This window comes from Kosakonia sp. LAM2021, from assembly GCF_016620385.1.
In the GTDB taxonomy this organism is placed as follows: domain Bacteria; phylum Pseudomonadota; class Gammaproteobacteria; order Enterobacterales; family Enterobacteriaceae; genus Kosakonia; species Kosakonia sacchari.
This window is the reverse complement of record NZ_JAENHT010000002.1, coordinates 22,074-41,910: the sequence shown is the minus strand read 5'-3', so window position 1 is coordinate 41,910 and position 19,837 is coordinate 22,074. Positions and strand designations below refer to the sequence as shown.

At 52.1% G+C, this 19,837-nt stretch carries 17 protein-coding genes; 4 read left to right on the top strand and 13 right to left on the bottom strand.

Annotated elements, in window-relative coordinates; genetic code table 11:
• Positions 1–29 precede the first annotated feature (29 nt).
• The gene (locus JKP81_RS06645) at positions 30–1,367 is read right to left on the bottom strand and encodes an NCS2 family permease (protein ID WP_200551102.1); all 1,338 of its coding nucleotides are present in this window, start codon (positions 1,365–1,367) and stop codon (positions 30–32) included.
• A 169-nt stretch (positions 1,368–1,536) separates the two neighbouring features.
• Here JKP81_RS06645 and yieH point away from each other — a divergent pair, with 169 nt between their 5' ends.
• The 3 genes from yieH to JKP81_RS06630 are packed head-to-tail and all read left to right on the top strand — an operon-like array spanning position 1,537 to position 3,743.
• Positions 1,537–2,202, top strand: coding sequence for a 6-phosphogluconate phosphatase (gene yieH, locus JKP81_RS06640; protein ID WP_200551101.1), 666 nt, complete (start codon positions 1,537–1,539; stop codon positions 2,200–2,202).
• Positions 2,203–2,228: 26 nt separating this feature from the next.
• Complete coding sequence (cbrC, locus tag JKP81_RS06635; RefSeq protein WP_017458063.1) at positions 2,229–2,816, top strand: PF03691 family colicin E2 tolerance protein CbrC; 588 nt, start codon at positions 2,229–2,231, stop codon at positions 2,814–2,816.
• A 24-nt stretch (positions 2,817–2,840) separates the two neighbouring features.
• Positions 2,841–3,743 carry an ADP-ribosylglycohydrolase family protein gene (locus JKP81_RS06630; RefSeq protein WP_200551100.1) on the top strand — a complete coding sequence of 301 codons (903 nt, stop codon included), beginning with the start codon at positions 2,841–2,843 and terminating at the stop codon, positions 3,741–3,743.
• Positions 3,744–3,779: 36 nt separating this feature from the next.
• Here the strand turns inward: JKP81_RS06630 and phoU are convergent, their stop codons facing one another.
• The 8 genes from phoU to glmU form a co-directional block, all read right to left on the bottom strand.
• Positions 3,780–4,505: a phosphate signaling complex protein PhoU gene (phoU, locus tag JKP81_RS06625; protein WP_017458061.1), complete on the bottom strand. Its 726-nt coding sequence runs from the start codon at positions 4,503–4,505 to the stop codon at positions 3,780–3,782.
• A gap of 69 nt (positions 4,506–4,574) precedes the next feature.
• A complete protein-coding gene (pstB, locus tag JKP81_RS06620) occupies positions 4,575–5,348 on the bottom strand; it encodes a phosphate ABC transporter ATP-binding protein PstB (RefSeq protein WP_017458060.1) in 774 nt (257 codons plus the stop codon).
• Between the two features lie 46 nt (positions 5,349–5,394).
• On the bottom strand, positions 5,395–6,285 hold the full coding sequence (pstA, locus tag JKP81_RS06615; RefSeq protein ID WP_200551099.1) for a phosphate ABC transporter permease PstA: 891 nt from the start codon (positions 6,283–6,285) through the stop codon (positions 5,395–5,397).
• Positions 6,285–7,244, bottom strand: a complete 960-nt coding sequence (gene pstC, locus JKP81_RS06610) for a phosphate ABC transporter permease PstC (protein ID WP_017458058.1) — start codon at positions 7,242–7,244, stop codon at positions 6,285–6,287. Before pstC ends, pstA begins: the two co-directional genes overlap by 1 nt.
• 122 nt (positions 7,245–7,366) lie before the next feature.
• Positions 7,367–8,407 carry a phosphate ABC transporter substrate-binding protein PstS gene (gene pstS / locus JKP81_RS06605; protein ID WP_200551098.1) on the bottom strand — a complete coding sequence of 347 codons (1,041 nt, stop codon included), beginning with the start codon at positions 8,405–8,407 and terminating at the stop codon, positions 7,367–7,369.
• A gap of 272 nt (positions 8,408–8,679) precedes the next feature.
• On the bottom strand, positions 8,680–9,258 hold the full coding sequence (locus JKP81_RS06600; RefSeq protein WP_200551097.1) for a hypothetical protein: 579 nt from the start codon (positions 9,256–9,258) through the stop codon (positions 8,680–8,682).
• Positions 9,259–9,324: 66 nt separating this feature from the next.
• The gene (glmS, locus tag JKP81_RS06595) at positions 9,325–11,154 is read right to left on the bottom strand and encodes a glutamine--fructose-6-phosphate transaminase (isomerizing) (RefSeq protein WP_200551096.1); all 1,830 of its coding nucleotides are present in this window, start codon (positions 11,152–11,154) and stop codon (positions 9,325–9,327) included.
• 207 nt (positions 11,155–11,361) lie between these two features.
• Complete coding sequence (glmU, locus tag JKP81_RS06590) at positions 11,362–12,732, bottom strand: bifunctional UDP-N-acetylglucosamine diphosphorylase/glucosamine-1-phosphate N-acetyltransferase GlmU (RefSeq protein ID WP_200551095.1); 1,371 nt, start codon at positions 12,730–12,732, stop codon at positions 11,362–11,364.
• A 343-nt stretch (positions 12,733–13,075) separates the two neighbouring features.
• Here glmU and JKP81_RS06585 point away from each other — a divergent pair, with 343 nt between their 5' ends.
• A complete protein-coding gene (locus tag JKP81_RS06585; protein ID WP_200551094.1) occupies positions 13,076–15,193 on the top strand; it encodes a right-handed parallel beta-helix repeat-containing protein in 2,118 nt (705 codons plus the stop codon).
• A gap of 337 nt (positions 15,194–15,530) precedes the next feature.
• On the opposite strand, the gene JKP81_RS06580 is transcribed toward JKP81_RS06585, so the two are convergent.
• Genes JKP81_RS06580 through atpA form a run of 4 tightly spaced genes read right to left on the bottom strand, consistent with a single transcriptional unit; the run spans position 15,531 to position 19,835 of the window.
• Positions 15,531–15,950 (bottom strand): F0F1 ATP synthase subunit epsilon, encoded by a 420-nt coding sequence (locus JKP81_RS06580; protein ID WP_017458049.1) that lies wholly within the window; start codon positions 15,948–15,950, stop codon positions 15,531–15,533.
• A gap of 20 nt (positions 15,951–15,970) precedes the next feature.
• Positions 15,971–17,353 (bottom strand): F0F1 ATP synthase subunit beta, encoded by a 1,383-nt coding sequence (gene atpD / locus JKP81_RS06575; RefSeq protein WP_017458048.1) that lies wholly within the window; start codon positions 17,351–17,353, stop codon positions 15,971–15,973.
• A 26-nt stretch (positions 17,354–17,379) separates the two neighbouring features.
• A complete protein-coding gene (gene atpG / locus JKP81_RS06570) occupies positions 17,380–18,243 on the bottom strand; it encodes a F0F1 ATP synthase subunit gamma (RefSeq protein WP_017458047.1) in 864 nt (287 codons plus the stop codon).
• A gap of 50 nt (positions 18,244–18,293) precedes the next feature.
• Positions 18,294–19,835, bottom strand: a complete 1,542-nt coding sequence (atpA, locus tag JKP81_RS06565; protein ID WP_131412997.1) for a F0F1 ATP synthase subunit alpha — start codon at positions 19,833–19,835, stop codon at positions 18,294–18,296.
• Between the last annotated feature and the right edge of the window lie 2 nt (positions 19,836–19,837).

Sequence of the window (19,837 nt, the reverse complement as noted above, 5' to 3'; positions counted from 1 at the left end):
CCCTCTCCCTTGCGGGAGAGGGAGAAAGATTAATGCGCGTCAATAAAGATGATTTTCAGCAGAAACAGCACCGCAACCACCAGCACACACGGGCTCAGATCGCGCAAACGACCGGTGCCAATCTTCATCACACAGTAAGAGATAAAGCCGAGCGCGATACCTTCGGTAATCGAGAAGCTAAACGGCATCATCACCGCAGTGATAAACGCGGGTACGGCTTCTGTCATATCTTCCCACTTCACGCGCGCGAGGCTGGATGTCATCAGCACACCAACATAAATCAGCGCACCTGCAGCGGCATACGCCGGAACCATGCCCGCCAGCGGCGACAGGAAGATAACCAGCAAGAACAGCAGACCAACCACCACCGCGGTCAAGCCGGTACGCCCACCAACAGAGACACCAGAAGACGATTCGATATACGCCGTCACCGAAGAGGTTCCGATAAACGAACCGGCAACCGAAGATATGCTGTCTACATACAGCGCCTGCTTCATGCGCGGAAATTTGCCGCTCTCATCCACCAGCCCGGCTTTATCCGTCACGCCAATCAGCGTACCGGAAGAGTCGAACAGGTTAACCAGCATAAACGAGAAAATCACGCCAGCCAGACCGATATTAAACGAACCTGCCAGGTCAACGTTGCCGACAACAGACGCCACGCTCGGCGGTGCGGAAACGATGCCGTGGTACTGCACATCACCCATCAGCCAGCCCAGCAGCGTTGTCACAACAATAGAAATCAGCACCGCGGCGTGAATGTTGCGCGACGCCAGAATGGCGATGATAAAGAAACCGAGCACACCCAGCAGAACACTGTGAGATGTCAGGTTGCCAATGCTCACCAGCGTGTCTTTGTTGGCGACGATAACACCGGCGTTTTTCAGCCCCATCATGCCAATAAACAAACCAATACCGCTGGTAATACCAACACGCAGGCTCACCGGGATATTGGCAATCATCCAGTAACGGACGCGGAAAATGGTCAACAGCAGCAGACCGACCGCGCCCCAGAAAATCGCCCCCATGCCAATCTGCCAGGAGAGGCCCATCGCGCCAACCACCACGAACGCAAAGAAAGCATTCAGACCCATGGCTGGAGCCAGTGCGACCGGCAAATTCGCCACCAGCCCCATCAGAATGCTGCCAAAAGCGGCAATCAGGCAAGTTGTCACAAATACTGCGCTGGTATCCATTCCGGCGACGCCCAGAATCTGGGGGTTAACAAAAACGATATACACCATCGTCAAAAACGTCGTGAAACCGGCGATCACTTCGGTGCGTGCCGAAGTACCGTGCTCGCGCAGTTTAAACACGCGGTCAAGCAACCCCTGGCGTGAAGCCTGGGTAGTGTGTTGTTGGCTCATTATCAATTTCCGGAATAGGAGGGAAAATTCGTCGCTATCCTATACCAAAATGAGACAATGTTGACGGTTATCACACACTTTTTTTCATTGAATTTGCTTATACGGCAACGATTGCGTCCCGTAATCTGCGTTAAGTAAACGTTAAACTTGCAATAAAACAGGAAACGGCATGTCCCACATTGAAGCGGTATTTTTCGACTGTGACGGTACCCTGGTCGACAGTGAAGTAATTTGTTCCCGCGCGTACGTGCATATGTTTGAAGCGTTTGGTATTTCGCTCGATCTGGACGAGGTTTTTAAACGATTTAAGGGCATGAAACTGTATGAAATCATCGATGTTATCGGCGAGGAGTACGGTAAACCGCTGGATCAAAGCGCGCTGGTACCGGTGTACCGCGCGGAAGTGGCGCGTCTGTTTGACAGCGAGCTGGACGTGATTGCCGGTGCGAATGCATTGCTGGATGCGGTGGCGATTCCGATGTGCGTCGTTTCTAACGGCCCCGTCAGCAAAATGCAACACTCTTTGGGCAAACTTGGGATGCTACATCACTTTCCTGAAAAACTGTTTAGCGGCTATGACATCCAACGCTGGAAGCCCGATCCGGCGATAATGTACCATGCAGCTAAAGCGCTTAATGTCGATCCGGCAAACTGTATTCTGGTGGATGATTCCACCGCCGGGGCGCAATCTGGTATCGCGGCAGGGATGGAAGTATTTTACTTCTGCGCCGATCCGCATAACAAACCCATCGACCACCCAAAAGTGACTACGTTCACTGATTTGGCGCAGTTGCCAGAGCTGTGGCGCGCTCGCGGGTGGCATGTTACGCGTTAATCTAAACCACTAAACAGGATGTTTTTATGGCCCAGACACATCGCCCTCTACCGGTATTTAAGTATCACCCGCAGCCTCTGGAAACCGGAGTGTTCTCTGAAGACAAAACGGTCACCTGCGCCTGCTGTCAGCAGCCGACCAATGTCTACTACACCAATCCGTTCTATACCCAGCAAGATGTCGATTATCTCTGCCCATGGTGTATTGCAGATGGTGCAGCCGCAGAGAAATTTGGCGGCAGCTTTCAGGATGAATCCTCTCTGGAGGGCATAGAAAGCGAGTTCGACGACGAAGGCGAATTTACCGGCTTTAAAAATCCCTGGCCGGAAGCCAGCGTGATTGAATTGACCGAAAGAACGCCGGGATATTGTGGCTGGCAGCAGGAGTTCTGGCTGGCGCACTGTAATGATTTCTGCGCCTTCGAAGGGTACGTGGGCTGGAAAGAGATTGCCGACAAACTGGACCAATTTGCCGATCTGCAGGCCGACTGCGATGCTTTCGGCATTGATTACGAGAAACTACCCGAATACCTGCTCGACGGCGGTGATTGCCAGGGTTATCTCTTCCGCTGTCTGCATTGTGGGAAACTTCGGCTGTGGGCCGATTTCTCCTGATGGAGAGCGACAGGAGCACAACAGATGTCTGAATTACTTGCACGTTATCAGGGTTGCCTGCTTGGGCTGGCCGCAGGAGATGCGGTTGGTACCACAGTGGAGTTCAGCGCGAAGGACTCCTTTCCACCCGTGACCGGGATGGTCGGCGGCGGCCCGTTTCATTTACAGGCCGGGCAGTGGACTGACGATACGTCAATGGCGCTGTGCCTTGCGGAAAGCCTGGTCACCTGTAACGGGTTTGACGCAAAGGATCAGATGAACCGTTATCTGAACTGGTGGAAGTGGGGCTATTTAAGCGCTACGGGTCACTGTTTTGATATCGGCATGACCGTTGCCAGCGCGCTGCAGAAGTTCGCCAATGATGGCGAACCGTTTGCCGGTTCCAGCAATCCGCGAACGGCCGGTAACGGCTCGCTGATGCGTCTGGCACCTGTCGTGCTATGGTTCTTTCCGGATCAAGCGCAAGTGCTGGAGTATGCGGAAGCCTCTTCACGCACTACGCACGCCGCGCCGGAAGCGCTCGCCAGTTGCCGTCTGTTCGCGCAACAGCTTATGAATGCCTTACAGGGCAAAAGTAAACGGGAAACGCTGACCGATATCGCGCAGTTACCGGAGCAGGAAAACCTGCGCCATATTGCGGAAGGTCGCTATCTGCAAAAAACGCGGGCGGAGATTTTTGGTACCGGTTACTGCGTGCAGAGCCTGGAAGCTGCGCTGTGGTGTTTCGCCAAAGGTAACGATTTTGAAGAAACCATCCTGCTGGCAACCAACCTTGGCGATGATGCGGATACCACCGCTGCCATTGCCGGGCAACTGGCTGGCGCGTTTTACGGGGTAAACGGCATTCCGCAAACGTGGCGCGACAAACTCTGGCAGTACGAAGATATCGATACGCTGGCAAGAAAGCTGCTGGCAAAATCGGCCTGAAACAAAAACCCCCTCATCGCAGAGGGGGTTTTCTTATCACTCTTTAGGATCTTTTCCAGCCAGCAGCTTATCCAGTTCATCGCCGCCAACGTGACGGAAATCCTGCCCCTTCACGAAGTAGAAGATATATTCACAGATATTCTGGCAACGGTCGCCGATTCGCTCGATGGAACGGGCGCAGAACAACGCGGTCAGTACGCTTGGAATGGTGCGGGAATCTTCCATCATGTAGGTCATTAACTGACGCACAATGCCTTCATATTCCTGATCCACTTTTTTATCTTCGCGGTAGATACGTACCGCTTCATCCAGATCCATTCGGGCGAAAGCGTCCAGCACGTCATGCAGCATCTGCACAGTGTGACGGCCCAGCGATTCAAGGCTTACCAGCAGGGGTTGGTGTTGCTGGGAGAACTTTTCCAGCGCGGTACGGCAGATTTTATCCGCCACGTCGCCAATACGTTCCAGCTCAGCGATGGTTTTGATAATTGCCATCACCAGACGTAAATCGCTCGCCGTCGGCTGACGCTTAGCGATGATACGCACACAGGCTTCATCGATGGCGACTTCCATCATATTGACCTGTTTGTCGCCCTCAACAACGCGCTTTGCCAGCTCGCTGTCCTGGTTGTGCATGGCGGTGATCGCATCAGAAAGCTGCTGCTCCACCATTCCACCCATGGTCATTACCTGAGTGCGAATGCTTTCCAGCTCAGCGTTGAACTGCCCGGAAATGTGTTTGTTAAGGTTGAGATTGTCCATGGTGCACTCCAAATGCCCGACAGATTTCACGTTGTAACAGGGTTGCTGAGACCTTTACGGCCCGGCAAATCAACCATAGCGCCCGGTAATGTAGTCTTCCGTTTGCTTCTTCTTCGGCTTCGTGAACAGATCATCTGTATTGCTGAACTCAATCAACTCACCGAGATACATAAATGCCGTGTGATCGGAACAGCGCGCCGCCTGCTGCATGTTGTGCGTTACGATAACAACGGTGTAATCCTGTTTCAGTTCCGTAATCAGCTCTTCAATACGACCGGTTGAGATCGGGTCGAGCGCGGAACAGGGTTCATCAAGCAACAGCACTTCCGGGCGGATCGCGATGCCGCGAGCGATGCACAGACGCTGCTGCTGACCACCGGAAAGAGAGTACCCGCTCTGGTGCAGTTTATCCTTGGTTTCGTTCCATAATGCGGCCTTAGTCAAAGCCCACTGTACACGCTCGTCCATATCCGGGCGTGAAAGCTTCTCAAACAGGCGCACACCGAACGCGATATTGTCGTAAATCGACATTGGAAACGGCGTTGGCTTCTGAAACACCATTCCCACTTTTGCGCGCAGCAGCGCAATATCCTGCGTGTTAGTCAGAATGTTGTCGCCATCCAGCAGGATCTCGCCTTCCGCGCGCTGCTCAGGATAAAGCTCAAACATTTTGTTAAACGTACGCAGCAGCGTGGATTTACCGCAGCCCGACGGCCCGATAAATGCCGTCACCTGATTTTTGGCAATATCCAGGCTGATGTTTTTCAATGCATGGAATTTGCCGTAATAGAAGTTCAAATCGCGAACCTGAATCTTGCCCGGCGTTGTTTCAACCATACTCATTTATCTCTTTCCTCAACTCGACGCCGCTTTCGCCGCGTCGCAAAAATTAACCGTGTTTACTCTTCGCGAAAATGACGCGCGCCAGAATATTTAACAACAGTACGCAAAGAGTGATGATCAGCACCCCGGCCCAGGCCAGCTGCTGCCACTCGGCAAACGGGCTCATAGCGAATTTGAAAATCGTCACCGGCAAGTTAGCGATAGGCTGCATCATATCGGTGCTCCAGAACTGGTTGGAGAGCGCAGTAAACAGCAGCGGCGCCGTTTCACCCGCAATACGCGCGACAGCCAGCAGCACGCCGGTCATAATCCCGGAAACCGAGGCTTTCAGGGTAATCGCGGAAATCATCTTCCATTTCGGCGTTCCCAGCGCGTAAGCTGCTTCACGCAAGCTGTCCGGCACCAGTTTCAGCATGTTTTCCGTGGTACGGATGACAATCGGCACTTGCAACAGCGCCAGCGCAATCACACCAGCCCAACCAGAGAAGTGCTGCATCTGCGCGACGACAATGGTGTAAACGAACAGTCCGACCACGATCGAAGGCGCTGAAAGCAGAATGTCGTTGATAAAACGAATAATTTCAGCAAGCCAGGATTTGCGACCATACTCCGCCAGATAAATCCCGGCCATAATGCCCAGTGGGGTACCGACAACCGTCGCCCAGAGAATTAACAGGCCACTGCCCGCCAGGGCGTTAGCCAGGCCACCGCCCGCCGTATTTGGCGGTGGCGTCATTTCGGTAAACATCGCCACTGACATCCCGTCAAAACCGCGCGTAACCGTCGACAGCAGGATCCAGATCAACCAGAACAGACCAAAAGCCATGGTCGCCATCGACAATGTCAGGGCAATACGGTTTTTCAGACGGCGGCGCGCCTGCATTTTACGGCGCGATTCAGCCAGCTGTGCGGTGCTTTGCATTTCAAGCGTAGCCATTAGCGTGCCCCCTCGTTTTTCGCCAGGCGCATGATCATAAATTTAGAAATGGCCAATACGATAAAGGTGATCACGAACAGGATAAGCCCCAGTTCCATCAATGCCGCGACATGCAAGCCCGATTCGGCTTCGGCGAACTCGTTCGCCAGCGCGGAAGTAATACTGTTGCCGGGCATAAACAGCGAAGCACTGTCGAGCTGGTAGGTGTTACCGATGATAAAGGTCACTGCCATGGTTTCACCCAGTGCGCGCCCCAGACCCAGCATCACGCCGCCAATCACCCCATTTTTGGTAAATGGCAGCACGATACGCCAGATAACCTCCCAGGTGGTGCAGCCAATGCCGTAGGCCGACTCTTTCATCATCACTGGTGTTTGTTCGAATACATCGCGCATTACCGCCGCAATGTACGGAATAATCATAATGGCGAGGATAACTCCGGCAGCCAGAATGCCGATACCAAATGCGGGGCCGGAAAACAGCGCGCCGACAAAAGGAATGTTGGAAAGGACATTGCCCACCGGTTCCTGGAAGTAAGTCGCGAACAGCGGAGCAAAAATAAACAGCCCCCACATGCCGTAAACAATACTCGGGATCGCCGCCAGCAGCTCAATAGCAATGCCCAGCGGACGTTTCAGCCAGTTTGGCGACAGCTCTGTCAGAAACAGTGCGATACCAAAACTCACCGGAACCGCGATAAGCAGCGCAATGACCGAGGTAACAATGGTGCCGTAAATCGGTACCAGCGCCCCGTAGACGTCATTTGGCGCATCCCACTCTTTGGTCCACAGGAAAGAAAAACCAAACTTCTGAATGCTTGGCCATGAGGAGAAAATCAGAGACACGATAATGCCGCTGAGCAGCAATAACACAATCAGCGCAGCCAGTCTTACCAGTGCGCTGAATAACATGTCGCCTTTTTTACCCGGGGGATTAAATGCCGGCTTGGTTGCAGCCATAAATTACTCTTCAGTTTAACGTCTTACGAATTGCCAGCAGGCGCTTGCGCTTGCCGGCCTACAGAAGATCTGTAAGGCGGATGGTGTAAGCGCCATCCGCCATGTTCTTCAAAAACGTGTGCTTAGTACAGTGCTTTACCGCTGCTATCTTTCACGTTGGCTTTCCAGGCAGCGCGAACTTGTTCAACAACGCCATCCGGCAGGGTTGCGTAGTCGAGTTCGTTAGCTTGTTTGCCGCCTTTTTTGTAAGCCCAGTCAAAGAACTTCAGCACTTCAGCGCCTTGTTCAGGTTTAGCCTGCTCTTTATGTACCAGAATGAACGTGGTGGAGGTGATTGGCCACACATCCGCACCTTTCTGGTTAGTCAGATCCTGCGCGAAAGACTTGCTCCAGTCGATATCTTTAGCCGCGTTGGAGAAGCTGGTTTCCGTCGGGCTAACCGCTTTACCATCGGCAGAGAGCAGCTTGGTATAGGTCAGGTTGTTCTGCTTAGCGTAAGCATATTCAACGTAACCGATAGAACCCGGCAGACGCTGAACGAACGCGGCGATACCGTCGTTACCTTTACCGCCCAGGCCGGTTGGCCAGTTAACGGTAGAACCAGAACCGACTTTAGATTTCCACTCTTCGTTCACTTTCGCCAGGTAGCTGGTGAAAACGAAGGAGGTGCCGGAGCCATCAGCGCGGCGAACCACAGCGATGTTCTGTGAAGGCAGTTTCAGGCCTGGGTTGAGTTTGGCGATAGCCGCGTCATCCCATTTTTTGATATTACCCAGGTAGATATCACCCAGTGTTTTGCCATCCAGCACCAGTTCGCCGGATTTAACACCCGGGACGTTGATTGCCAGCACGATACCGCCAATCACGGTCGGGAACTGGAACAGGCCTTCCTGAGCCAGTTTGTCGTCAGACAGCGGGGCATCTGACGCACCGAAATCAACAGTTTTAGCAGTAATTTGTTTAATACCACCAGAAGACCCAATACCCTGGTAGTTAATCTTGTTACCTGTTTCTTTCTGGTAGGTATCAGCCCACTTGGCATACACCGGCGCAGGGAAAGTTGCGCCCGCGCCTGTCAGACTGGCAGCTGCGTTTACAGCAAATGCACTCAGAGAAAAGGTCGCGGCGACAACAGTTGCGACAGTGGTACGCATAACGTTCATAATGTCTCCTGCAAGAATCGTAAATCGTTGTTTAGTGGCTACGATGAGCAAAATAGGACACTTTGATGACAGTTATATGCAATGATTGTTACGGTTTGATGACAGCAACGAATTACGGTCAGATTTAACGAATGTCGGATGATTTATCAGCGAGATAAAAAAGCTGATGACGATAAGATGTCAGAAAAATTTTAGTTTTATGACATTAAAAACGTAGCTGAATCTGACAAGAAGTCCTAACGAAACGCGAGAAAAAGCCACCGCTTATCACTTTATTTACGCTTAGATTGCGTCAACGCCTGACGCCGGAATTGAGCGATTTTTAGCGATATACGCCACTGCACTAATTTCGTAAGTTCCGGTCCGTTCATCACTTTTCGTGTAAGCCATAACAGAACAATACCAATCCCCCAAAAAACCAGAGACAGTGTGGAAAACGGAACAATGAGAAGCCATCCTGCCACTGGCACGTTGCAAACACATAACAACAACCAGACAGCCAGAAATAATTTTAAGGAGAGCGTGCGCCCTTTTTCTATGCAGATGAGCGCCACGACCAGGATTAAAAATACCGCGACACCGATTATAAAACCCAGGCCGCCAATGGCGGTTTTCACCGTCAGCGCAAGGCAGACATAGCTCAGTAGCAAGGCATAAAACACGACAGTTACGCTGCCATAAAATGTCATCCCGCCTCTGCCTGCAGGATAGGCTTTTGGCATCTCTTTAAATGCCTCTGCCGCCAACTTCAACTGCGCCAGCTTGCGACCCGCGATTCCCGCATCAACGCCCCGGCAATAATTGATGAGTGCAAGCAATTTCGCACCCGCCATTTTTTCCAACAAACTCATGCGTATCCTTAAAAAAAGAGGCTGCCATCAGGCAACCTCTTTCTACACTATGACAAGCTTAAGACCTTATTCCACGGTAACCGATTTCGCCAGGTTACGTGGTTGATCCACGTCGGTGCCTTTGATCAGCGCAACGTGGTAAGCCAGCAATTGCAGCGGCACGGTATAGAAGATTGGCGCAATCACCTCTTCTACATGCGGCATATCGATAATGTGCATATTGTCGTTGCTGGTGAAACCGGCATCCTGATCGGCAAAGACATACAGCACGCCGCCACGAGCGCGAACTTCTTCGATGTTGGATTTCAGTTTTTCCAGCAGTTCGTTGTTTGGCGCAACGACAATCACCGGCATATCGGCATCAATTAGTGCCAATGGGCCATGTTTCAGTTCACCTGCGGCATAGGCTTCAGCGTGAATATAAGAGATCTCTTTCAGCTTCAACGCTCCTTCCAGCGCGATCGGATATTGATCGCCACGGCCAAGGAACAGCGCATGATGCTTATCGGAGAAATCTTCTGCCAGCGCTTCGATGCGTTTAACCTGCGACAACATCTGCTCAATGCGGCTCGGCAGCGCCTGCAAACCATGGACGATATCGTGCTCAATGGCCGCATCCAGCCCTTTCAGGCGGCTCAGTTTCGCCACCAGCATCAGCAACACGGTGAGCTGAGTGGTGAACGCTTTGGTTGATGCAACGCCAATTTCCGTACCGGCTTTGGTCATCATCGCCAGGTCGGATTCGCGCACCAGCGAGGAACCCGGAACGTTACAAATTGCCAGCGATCCCAGATAACCCAGCTCTTTCGACAAGCGCAGCGCCGCCAGCGTATCTGCCGTTTCACCAGACTGCGACAGCGTGATCATCAGGCTATTGCGACGCACCGCAGATTTACGATAGCGGAACTCAGAAGCGATTTCGACATCGCACGGAACATCTGCCAGCGCTTCAAACCAGTAACGGGAAACCATACCGGAGTTGTAAGACGTACCGCAGGCAACAATCTGAATATGCTCAACTTTCGACAGCAATTCGTTGGCATTCGGCCCCAGTTCGCTCAAATCCACTTCGCCATGGCTGATACGGCCGGTCAGGGTGTTTTTGATGGCGTTCGGCTGCTCGTAGATCTCTTTCTGCATGTAATGGCGGTAAATACCTTTATCGCCAGCGTCGTATTGCAGATTAGATTCGATCTCAGGGCGTTTAACCTGCGCGCTGGATTTGTCAAAAACAGTCACGCTACGGCGAGTCACTTCAGCAATATCGCCCTCTTCGAGGAAAATAAAGCGGCGGGTAACCGGCAGCAACGCCAGCTGATCGGATGCGATAAAGTTTTCGCCCATGCCCAGGCCGATAACCAACGGGCTGCCAGAGCGCGCTGCCAGCAGCGTGTTAGGATCGCGGGTATCCATAATAACCGTGCCATATGCACCGCGTAACTGCGGGATCGTGCGCAGTACAGCTTCACGCAGCGTGCCGCCCTGCTCCAGTTCCCAGTGCACCAAATGCGCGATAACTTCGGTATCCGTTTCAGAAACAAACACATAACCGCGTGCTTTTAACTCTTCACGCAGCGGTTCATGGTTTTCGATAATACCGTTATGCACCACAACAATATGGTCAGAAACATGCGGATGCGCATTCCCTTCCGATGGCTCACCGTGTGTTGCCCAGCGGGTGTGCGCAATACCGGTTCCACCGTGCAGAGGGTGTTCTTCCGCTGCCTGAGAGAGCATCTGCACTTTACCGAGACGACGCAGACGGGTCATGTGACCTTGTGCATCAACCACTGCCAGACCAGCAGAGTCATAACCACGGTATTCCAGACGACGAAGGCCTTCGAGAAGGATTTCAGCTACATCACGTTGCGCGACTGCGCCAACAATTCCACACATATTTTTTGATTCCGATTTTGGCATTATGCCTTTTGTTGTCGGTCAACCTGTTTACACGTCATTCTTCGACGCTGCCTTTGTACAACGCGAATTATTGAGTGTAAGTGTCCGATTACCGGACTCCCCGAGCCTTGTAGAGAGTGGGGTTATTTTTATAGGTACTGCATTTGGGCGGGGGAATAATCTTTCCCCTCGTCCCTGAAATCGTTACTTCTTCTTCACCGGACGCTGCCAGCCCTGTTTTTGCACCTGCGGCACGCGGCTTAAAACCAGTTCATTTTCGTTAACGTTGCGCGTCACCGTAGTACCGGCGGCAATCGTCGCGCCTTTACCGACCGTGACAGGCGCCACCAGCTGCGTATCAGAACCAACAAACACATCATCACCAATGGTGGTTTTATGCTTGTTCGCGCCGTCATAGTTACAGGTGATAACGCCTGCGCCGACGTTCACGTTGTCGCCAATCTCCGCATCGCCCAGATAGCTCAGATGCCCGGCTTTCGAGCCTTTTCCCAGACGCGCTTTTTTCATTTCCACAAAGTTGCCGACATGCGCGCCAACCAGCAATTCAGCACCCGGGCGCAAACGCGCAAAAGGACCGATGGTACATTCAGCTTCCAGACGAGCATCTTCCACAACGCTATACGGGCTGATTTCGCAATCGTCGCCAATTTCGCTGTTTTTCAGGATACAACCTGCACCGATCTTCACGCGATCACCAAGCTTAACGTGACCTTCAATGATGACGTTAGCATCGATCTCAACATCCCGCCCGTGCTCCAGCGTACCGCGCAGGTCGAAACGCGCAGGATCGCGCAGCATAACGCCTGCCAGCAGCAATTTTTCGGCTTGTTCAGACTGGTAAGCGCGTTCCAGGCGTGACAACTGAAGACGATTATTAACGCCTTCCACTTCGCTCAGGCGCTGCGGGTGCACAGCGACGATTTCACGCCCTTCCTGATAAGCCAGCGCAATGATATCGGTGATGTAGTATTCACCCTGGGCATTGTTGTTGGTGAGCTTACCAAGCCAGCGTTTCATATCGCCGCCATTAGCGATCAAAATACCGGTGTTGATTTCATTAATCTTACGCTGCTCTTCACTGGCATCTTTCTGCTCAACAATACCCGTAACGACACCGTTTTCGCGCGTGATGCGGCCATATCCAGAAGGGTCATCCAGAACCACAGTTAACAAACCGATCCCGCCTTGCGGTTTTGCAGCACGCAGACGTTCCAGTGTTTCCACTGAAATCAGCGGCACATCGCCGTAGAGCATGAGAATATCTTCGTCATCCGCAAAGAACGGTGCAGCCTGCTGCATCGCATGGCCAGTACCCATCTGTTCAGCTTGTAAAACCCAATTGAGTTTATCGTCAGAAAGGCGTTTTTTGAGCAGATCGCCGCCGTGGCCATACACCAGATGAACGTGGTTCGCGCCAAGAAAAGTTGCAGTATCAATGACATGCTGAACCATCGCTTTCCCTGCAAGCGTATGCAGCACTTTGGGAAGATCGGAATACATGCGTGTGCCTTTGCCCGCAGCAAGGATCACCACACTCATTTTTGTGTTCAACATATGCGTCCTGACTCTATTTTGGGAAAGAAGTAAACCTCTTTCGCGTTGAAAATTCTACATATTTTGTAGCATGAAATGGATTGCCGACGAAACGCCCAAGTTCCGCTGTTACAGGCCATTTGAAGGCTATTTGGTGCGCAGAGTAAATCAGTTTGCCGCTGAAAAATAGCGCCATATCCTGAGGGTGCTAATTCATACAACGAGTTAGCCATTATTTTCATCCTGAATAAAGATCGCACAAAAACAAAACAGTGTTTTAATCATCAAAGAGTGTGACGCACAAAAAAGAAACAACGTTTCATCTTGATGATAATGGCGGGTAATTATCAATCAGGAGAATAGAATGAATTATAAAATACCTCTGGCCCTAACAGTTTGCAGTTCACTTATTTCCGTTCCTGCGTTGTCTGCAACAGCCCCTGTCTGGAAAGCTATTGCTTTCGGGCAATCTACCGACGTGAATTTCTCATCGAATGTGTTACCGGAAAAAATAGGCGTCAATGATGTCACCATCGCCGGTAAAAAGCTCTCAGTCGCGGATGAGGCAACGTTAACCAATCCGATCACCATTGAAAGCCGTGGCGGCAAAATTGCCAATTCCCACGACGGGCTGACGTTTTTTTATACCCAGCTTCCCAGTAACGAAAATTTTGTCTTACAGGCGACCATTACTGTTGAACAGTTCGGTCCGGAAAACGGTGCAAAACCCGCCGCGCAGGAAGGTGCAGGTTTGCTGGTACGAGACGTGATAGGTGCTCCGCGCCAGCAGCCGCTGAAAGAGGGTTATGAAGAGTTTCCGGCGGCATCGAATATGGTGATGAACGCCATTATGACTCAGGATAAAAAAGATAATTTCCGCGTGAAGATGCAAGCGATCACCCGCGAGGGGATCAGTCAACCGTGGGGGAACGCCGGCGCCACGATCTCGAAACAGAGTTATCAGGAAGAGGTTGATCTTCGCCAGACGCCAACCTTCCGCCTGAAACTAGAGCGTACCAATGACGGTTTTATCACCGCATGGGCACCGCAGGGTAGTGATCAATGGGTTAGCCGCAGCGTACCGCGCGCCGATCTGATTTCAGTGCAGAATAAGGAGCATTATTACGTGGGTTTTTTTGCCTCACGTAACGCCAAAATCGTGGTCAGCGATGCCACATTGACCACCAGCAAAGCCCAGACTATCGACTCGAAGCCCTGGCAGGCTAAGCCGTTGCCGGTTGTCGTACAAATAGCCTCTCCCACACAAAGCATTGGCGAAGCCTACACGGTGCAGGCACGCGCTAATTATGATGGCTTGTTTAGCGTTCGGCAGAATGAAGTGGTGATCGGTAATGAAAAACCGGTGAAAGCGGGTGAAATGTATACTCTGCCAACCCACCTGTCGGCAGAGAACACCTTTGCACTGACCTTTACGCCGACAAGCGGCAAAGACACAACTCCCATCTCGCAGACATTCACTGTCGAAAGGGTTGCCGGAACGATGGCTTCTACTCTGTATGCCGCAGCCGATGGTAAAGCGGATGGTGAAGGCACCGCTGCATCGCCTCTGGATTTGCCAACAGCAATCTCTCTGCTGCCGCCAGGCGGGACAATTAACTTGAAAGCCGGAGATTATGCCCGGGCAGAGATCCCGCTCACCGCCAGCGGTTTACGTGATAAACCAAAAACGCTGCAAGCCGATGGCAAAGCGGTGATCCACGGTTTACTGGTTGATGCCAGCTACTGGAATATCAATGGCATTGAAGTCACCGACAAGAGCCTGCGCGTGCAGGGTAGCCATAATGTGATCGAAAAAGTGGTCGCCTGGCGTAATGACGATACCGGCATTCAAATCTCCTCACCGGAAAACATCGGTCGCGCATTGTGGGCGAGCCATAACCGCGTGATCGATGCTGAGTCATGGGGGAATGAAGATCCGGGCAAAATTAACGCTGACGGTTTCGCGGTGAAGATGCGCGTCGGTGACGGGAACCGCCTGGAGAGATGCTACTCCCATGACAATATCGATGACGGTTTTGATTTGTTTAACAAGATTGAGGACGGTGGCAACGGTGTTGTGGTGATCGAGAATTCTATTGCCAGCAACAATACCAGCAACGGTTTCAAACTGGGGGGAGAAGGGCAGCCAGTCGCACATCAGGTGCGGAACAGTAAAGCGATTGCTAACCATCTGGACGGTTTCACCGACAACTTTAACCCTGGCGCGCTGGTGGTAGAGAACAATATTGCTGCGGATAATCAACGCTTTAACTTTATTTTTCGCCCAAGCCCCTACGGTGACGCGTCTACTCAGGGGAAATTCACCAATAACAAATCCGTGCGCAGTGCGCCGGGCCGCTATGACGATGCAGTGACCGGAAATATTGATGAGACGAATTATTTTATTGCGAAAGGGCAGAGCGTGAACAACAAAGGAAAAGTGCTGGATAGCGGGGCAGTGCTGGCGGAACTGAAGATGTAGCCAGATGGCGCTCGCTTATCACACAACGGTAAGCGTGGCGCCACTCGGCATATCAGCAATTAATGATTGAACGTACCGAAAGAGATGTTCATGTTGCTGAAGAGAGCGATGATTTTGTTGATCAGTTTCATAATGGTTTCCTGCTTTGACTGAAGGTTATTTTCTGTGATGAACTTCACAAAAAAAGAGTCTACGCCTCATTTTTTAACCGATCAACATTTTTGTGACTTGCATCACAAAATAATAAAACACACTTTCAGTTTCATATTTACGGGAACGCAGCCATAAAAAAAGCCAGCCTGGAAACCAGACTGGCTTTTTAACGTTCAAGCCGGTGTTACATCGCTTTTTTGGTCAACTCGATAACACGCAGTTTCGCGATGGCTTTCGCCAGCTCCGCAGACGCCTGAGCGTAATCCACGTCACCGTGAGAGCTATTAATGTGCTCTTCTGCTTTACGCTTCGATTCCAGGGCTCGCGCTTCGTCGAGATCCTGGCCACGAATAGCGGTATCAGCCAGAACGGTCACGCTGCTCGGTTGCACTTCAAGAATGCCGCCGGACAGATAGATAAACTCTTCATGACCGAACTGTTTTACGATGCGGATCATACCAGGCTTAATGGCGGTGAGCAGCGGTGCGTGACCCGGGAAAATACCCAGTTCACCTTCACTACCCGTTACCTGGATTTTTTCGACCAGACCAGAGAACATTTGTTGCTCTGCGCTGACGACGTCCAGGTGGTAAGTCATTGCCATATCACCCTCCGATTAAGGCGTTAAAGTTTTTTGGCTTTTTCCACTGCTTCTTCGATGGAACCAACCATGTAGAACGCCTGCTCCGGCAGGTGATCGTATTCGCCTTCCATAATGCCTTTAAAGCCACGGATGGTGTCTTTCAGGGAGACGTATTTGCCCGGAGAACCGGTAAATACTTCCGCTACGAAGAACGGCTGGGACAGGAAGCGCTGGATCTTACGTGCGCGAGCTACCACCAGTTTGTCTTCTTCAGACAGCTCATCCATACCCAGGATGGCGATGATGTCTTTCAGTTCCTGATAACGTTGCAGCAGAGACTGTACGCCACGCGCGGTGTCGTAGTGTTCCTGACCAACAACCAGCGGATCCAACTGACGGCTGGTGGAATCCAGCGGGTCAACGGCCGGGTAGATACCCAGAGACGCGATCTGACGGCTCAGTACCACGGTTGCGTCAAGGTGCGCAAAGGTGGTGGCTGGTGACGGGTCAGTCAAGTCATCCGCAGGTACGTATACCGCCTGAACGGAGGTGATAGAACCGGTTTTAGTAGAGGTGATACGTTCCTGCAGAACACCCATCTCTTCCGCCAGCGTCGGCTGGTAACCTACCGCTGAAGGCATACGGCCCAGCAGTGCGGATACTTCAGTACCGGCGAGGGTATAACGGTAGATGTTGTCGACGAACAACAGAACGTCACGACCTTCATCACGGAACTTCTCAGCCATGGTCAGGCCGGTCAGCGCAACGCGCAGACGGTTTCCCGGCGGCTCGTTCATCTGGCCGTAAACCAGCGATACTTTATCCAGAACGTTGGAGTCAGTCATTTCGTGGTAGAAGTCGTTACCCTCACGAGTACGTTCACCCACGCCCGCAAATACAGAGTAACCGGAGTGCTCGATCGCGATGTTACGGATCAGCTCCATCATGTTTACGGTTTTACCTACGCCCGCACCACCGAACAGACCAACTTTACCGCCCTTGGCGAACGGACACATCAGGTCGATAACTTTGATACCGGTTTCCAGCAGTTCCTGAGAGCTGGAAAGCTCTTCATAGGAAGGTGCCGCGCGGTGAATCGCCCAACGCTCTTCTTCACCGATGTCGCCTTTCATGTCGATCGGCTGACCGAGCACGTTCATGATACGACCCAGTGTTGCTTTACCTACCGGGACTTCGATCGGGTGCGCAAGGTCATTAACTTCCAGACCACGACGCAGACCGTCGGAAGAACCCATGGCGATGGTACGTACGATACCGCCGCCGAGCTGCTGCTGAACTTCCAGCACCAGCGTCTCGTTACCATTTTTAACCTCAAGAGCATCGTACACGCGCGGTACGGCATCCTGAGGGAATTCGACGTCAACTACGGCGCCGATTACCTGGACAATTTTTCCAGTAGCCATCATGAATCCTCTACGAATTAACCTGGTTATACCGCGGATGCACCACCGACGATTTCGGTGAGTTCCTGAGTAATGCTGGCCTGACGAGCTTTGTTGTATACCAACTGCAGCTCTTTAATCAGGCTGCCGCCATTGTCGGTCGCGGCTTTCATCGCCACCATACGTGCGGCCTGCTCGCTGGCCAGGTTTTCAACAACACCCTGGTAAACCTGAGATTCAACATAACGACGCAGGAGAGTATCCAGCAGCGCTTTTGGATCAGGTTCATACAGATAATCCCAGGATTTACGCTTCAACTCTTCATCTTCTGCAGCCGGTAACGGCAACAGCTGAGTGATGGTCGGAACCTGAGACATAGTGTTGATAAATTTGTTGCTAACAATATAAAGCTTGTCGAGACGACCTTCGTCGTAGGCTTGCAACATCACTTTTACCGGGCCGATCAGTTCTGACAAGGACGGGTTATCACCCATACCTGTCACCTGAGCGACAACGTTGCCACCTACGGAATTAAAGAAAGAGACGCCTTTAGAGCCGATCATCGCGAGTTCGCTCTGAACGCCTTTATCGGACCATGCTTTCATATCCGCCAGCAGTTTTTTGAACAGGTTAATGTTCAAACCACCGCACAGACCACGGTCGGTCGACACCACCAGGTAGCCCACGCGTTTAACGTCGCGTTCTTCCAGGTATGGGTGCTTATATTCCAGATTACCGTTTGCAAGGTGACCAATCACTTTGCGCATGGTATCTGCATAAGGACGGCTGGACGCCATGCGATCCTGCGATTTACGCATTTTGGAAGCGGCGACCATCTCCATCGCTTTAGTGATCTTCTGCGTGTTCTGGACGCTTGCGATCTTACTACGTATCTCTTTTGCGCCGGCCATGAGCTTCTCCTCAATGCCTTGCGGCCTGCCCTAAGACAAGCCGCCAGACGTTACCAGGATTGGGTTGCTTTGAAGGAATCGAGGAGGCCTTTCAGCTTGCCTTCGATTTCGTCGTTATAGCCACCGGACTGGTTAATCTCTTGCATCAGCGGAGCGTGATCACGGTCAGCGAAAGCCAACAGAGCGGCTTCGAAGCTACCGATTTTCGCCAGTTCCACATCTTCGAGGTAACCGCGCTCAGCCGCGAACAGCACCAGGCCCTGCTGTGCAACAGACATTGGGGCATACTGTTTCTGTTTCAGCAGCTCGGTCACTTTCTGACCGTGGCTCAGCTGTTTACGGGTTGCTTCGTCCAGATCGGATGCGAACTGAGAGAACGCAGCCAGTTCACGATACTGCGCCAGTGCGGTACGAATACCACCGGACAGTTTCTTGATGATCTTGGTCTGAGCTGCACCACCCACACGAGATACGGAGATACCCGGGTTAACCGCCGGACGAATACCGGAGTTAAACAGGTTGGTTTCCAGGAAGATCTGACCATCGGTAATAGAAATTACGTTGGTCGGAACGAACGCAGAAACGTCACCCGCCTGGGTTTCGATGATCGGCAGCGCGGTCAGAGAACCGGTCTTACCTTTCACTTCACCTTTGGTGAAGTTTTCAACGTATTCAGCATTAACGCGGGATGCGCGCTCCAGCAGACGAGAGTGGAGATAGAATACGTCGCCCGGGAATGCTTCACGTCCTGGCGGACGACGGAGCAGCAGGGAAACCTGACGGTAAGCGACTGCCTGTTTAGACAGATCATCATATACGATCAGCGCATCTTCACCGCGGTCGCGGAAGTATTCGCCCATTGCGCAACCGGCATACGGCGCCAGGTATTGCAGTGCAGCAGATTCAGAAGCGGTTGCCACAACAACAATGGTGTTGGACAGTGCGCCGTGCTCTTCCAGCTTACGTACCACGTTAGAAATGGTAGAGGCTTTCTGGCCAATAGCGACGTATACGCATTTGATGCCGGAATCGCGCTGGTTGATGATCGCATCGATTGCCATCGCGGTTTTACCGGTCTGACGGTCACCGATGATCAATTCACGCTGACCACGGCCGATTGGGATCATGGCGTCAACGGATTTATAACCCGTCTGAACCGGCTGATCGACGGACTGACGATCGATAACGCCCGGGGCGATAACTTCGATTGGCGAGAAGCCATCGTTATCAACCGGACCTTTACCGTCGATCGGCGCGCCCAGGGTGTTGACCACACGGCCAAGCAGGCCACGGCCAACCGGAACTTCCAGAATACGGCCAGTACACTTAACCTTCATGCCTTCGGCGAGGTCAGCGTACGGACCCATCACAACCGCACCTACGGAGTCGCGCTCCAGGTTCAGTGCGATAGCATAACGGTTACCCGGCAGAGAAATCATCTCGCCCTGCATACAGTCGGCCAGGCCGTGGATGCGGATAACACCGTCGCTTACAGAAACAATAGTACCTTCGTTGTGAGCCTCGCTCACAACACTGAACTGAGCAATGCGCTGCTTGATCAGTTCGCTGATTTCGGTGGAATTCAGTTGCATGC

Excerpts from the sequence above, each read along its gene's own strand:
- JKP81_RS06645 (WP_200551102.1), bottom strand. The coding sequence starts at position 1,367 with ATGAGCCAACAACACACTACCCAGGCTTCACGCCAGGGGTTGCTTGAC.
- yieH (WP_200551101.1), top strand. The coding sequence starts at position 1,537 with ATGTCCCACATTGAAGCGGTATTTTTCGACTGTGACGGTACCCTGGTC.
- cbrC (WP_017458063.1), top strand. The coding sequence starts at position 2,229 with ATGGCCCAGACACATCGCCCTCTACCGGTATTTAAGTATCACCCGCAG.
- JKP81_RS06630 (WP_200551100.1), top strand. The coding sequence starts at position 2,841 with ATGTCTGAATTACTTGCACGTTATCAGGGTTGCCTGCTTGGGCTGGCC.
- phoU (WP_017458061.1), bottom strand. The coding sequence starts at position 4,505 with ATGGACAATCTCAACCTTAACAAACACATTTCCGGGCAGTTCAACGCT.
- pstB (WP_017458060.1), bottom strand. The coding sequence starts at position 5,348 with ATGAGTATGGTTGAAACAACGCCGGGCAAGATTCAGGTTCGCGATTTG.
- pstA (WP_200551099.1), bottom strand. The coding sequence starts at position 6,285 with ATGGCTACGCTTGAAATGCAAAGCACCGCACAGCTGGCTGAATCGCGC.
- pstC (WP_017458058.1), bottom strand. The coding sequence starts at position 7,244 with ATGGCTGCAACCAAGCCGGCATTTAATCCCCCGGGTAAAAAAGGCGAC.
- pstS (WP_200551098.1), bottom strand. The coding sequence starts at position 8,407 with ATGAACGTTATGCGTACCACTGTCGCAACTGTTGTCGCCGCGACCTTT.
- JKP81_RS06600 (WP_200551097.1), bottom strand. The coding sequence starts at position 9,258 with ATGAGTTTGTTGGAAAAAATGGCGGGTGCGAAATTGCTTGCACTCATC.
- glmS (WP_200551096.1), bottom strand. The coding sequence starts at position 11,154 with ATGTGTGGAATTGTTGGCGCAGTCGCGCAACGTGATGTAGCTGAAATC.
- glmU (WP_200551095.1), bottom strand. The coding sequence starts at position 12,732 with ATGTTGAACACAAAAATGAGTGTGGTGATCCTTGCTGCGGGCAAAGGC.
- JKP81_RS06585 (WP_200551094.1), top strand. The coding sequence starts at position 13,076 with ATGAATTATAAAATACCTCTGGCCCTAACAGTTTGCAGTTCACTTATT.
- JKP81_RS06580 (WP_017458049.1), bottom strand. The coding sequence starts at position 15,950 with ATGGCAATGACTTACCACCTGGACGTCGTCAGCGCAGAGCAACAAATG.
- atpD (WP_017458048.1), bottom strand. The coding sequence starts at position 17,353 with ATGGCTACTGGAAAAATTGTCCAGGTAATCGGCGCCGTAGTTGACGTC.
- atpG (WP_017458047.1), bottom strand. The coding sequence starts at position 18,243 with ATGGCCGGCGCAAAAGAGATACGTAGTAAGATCGCAAGCGTCCAGAAC.
- atpA (WP_131412997.1), bottom strand. The coding sequence starts at position 19,835 with ATGCAACTGAATTCCACCGAAATCAGCGAACTGATCAAGCAGCGCATT.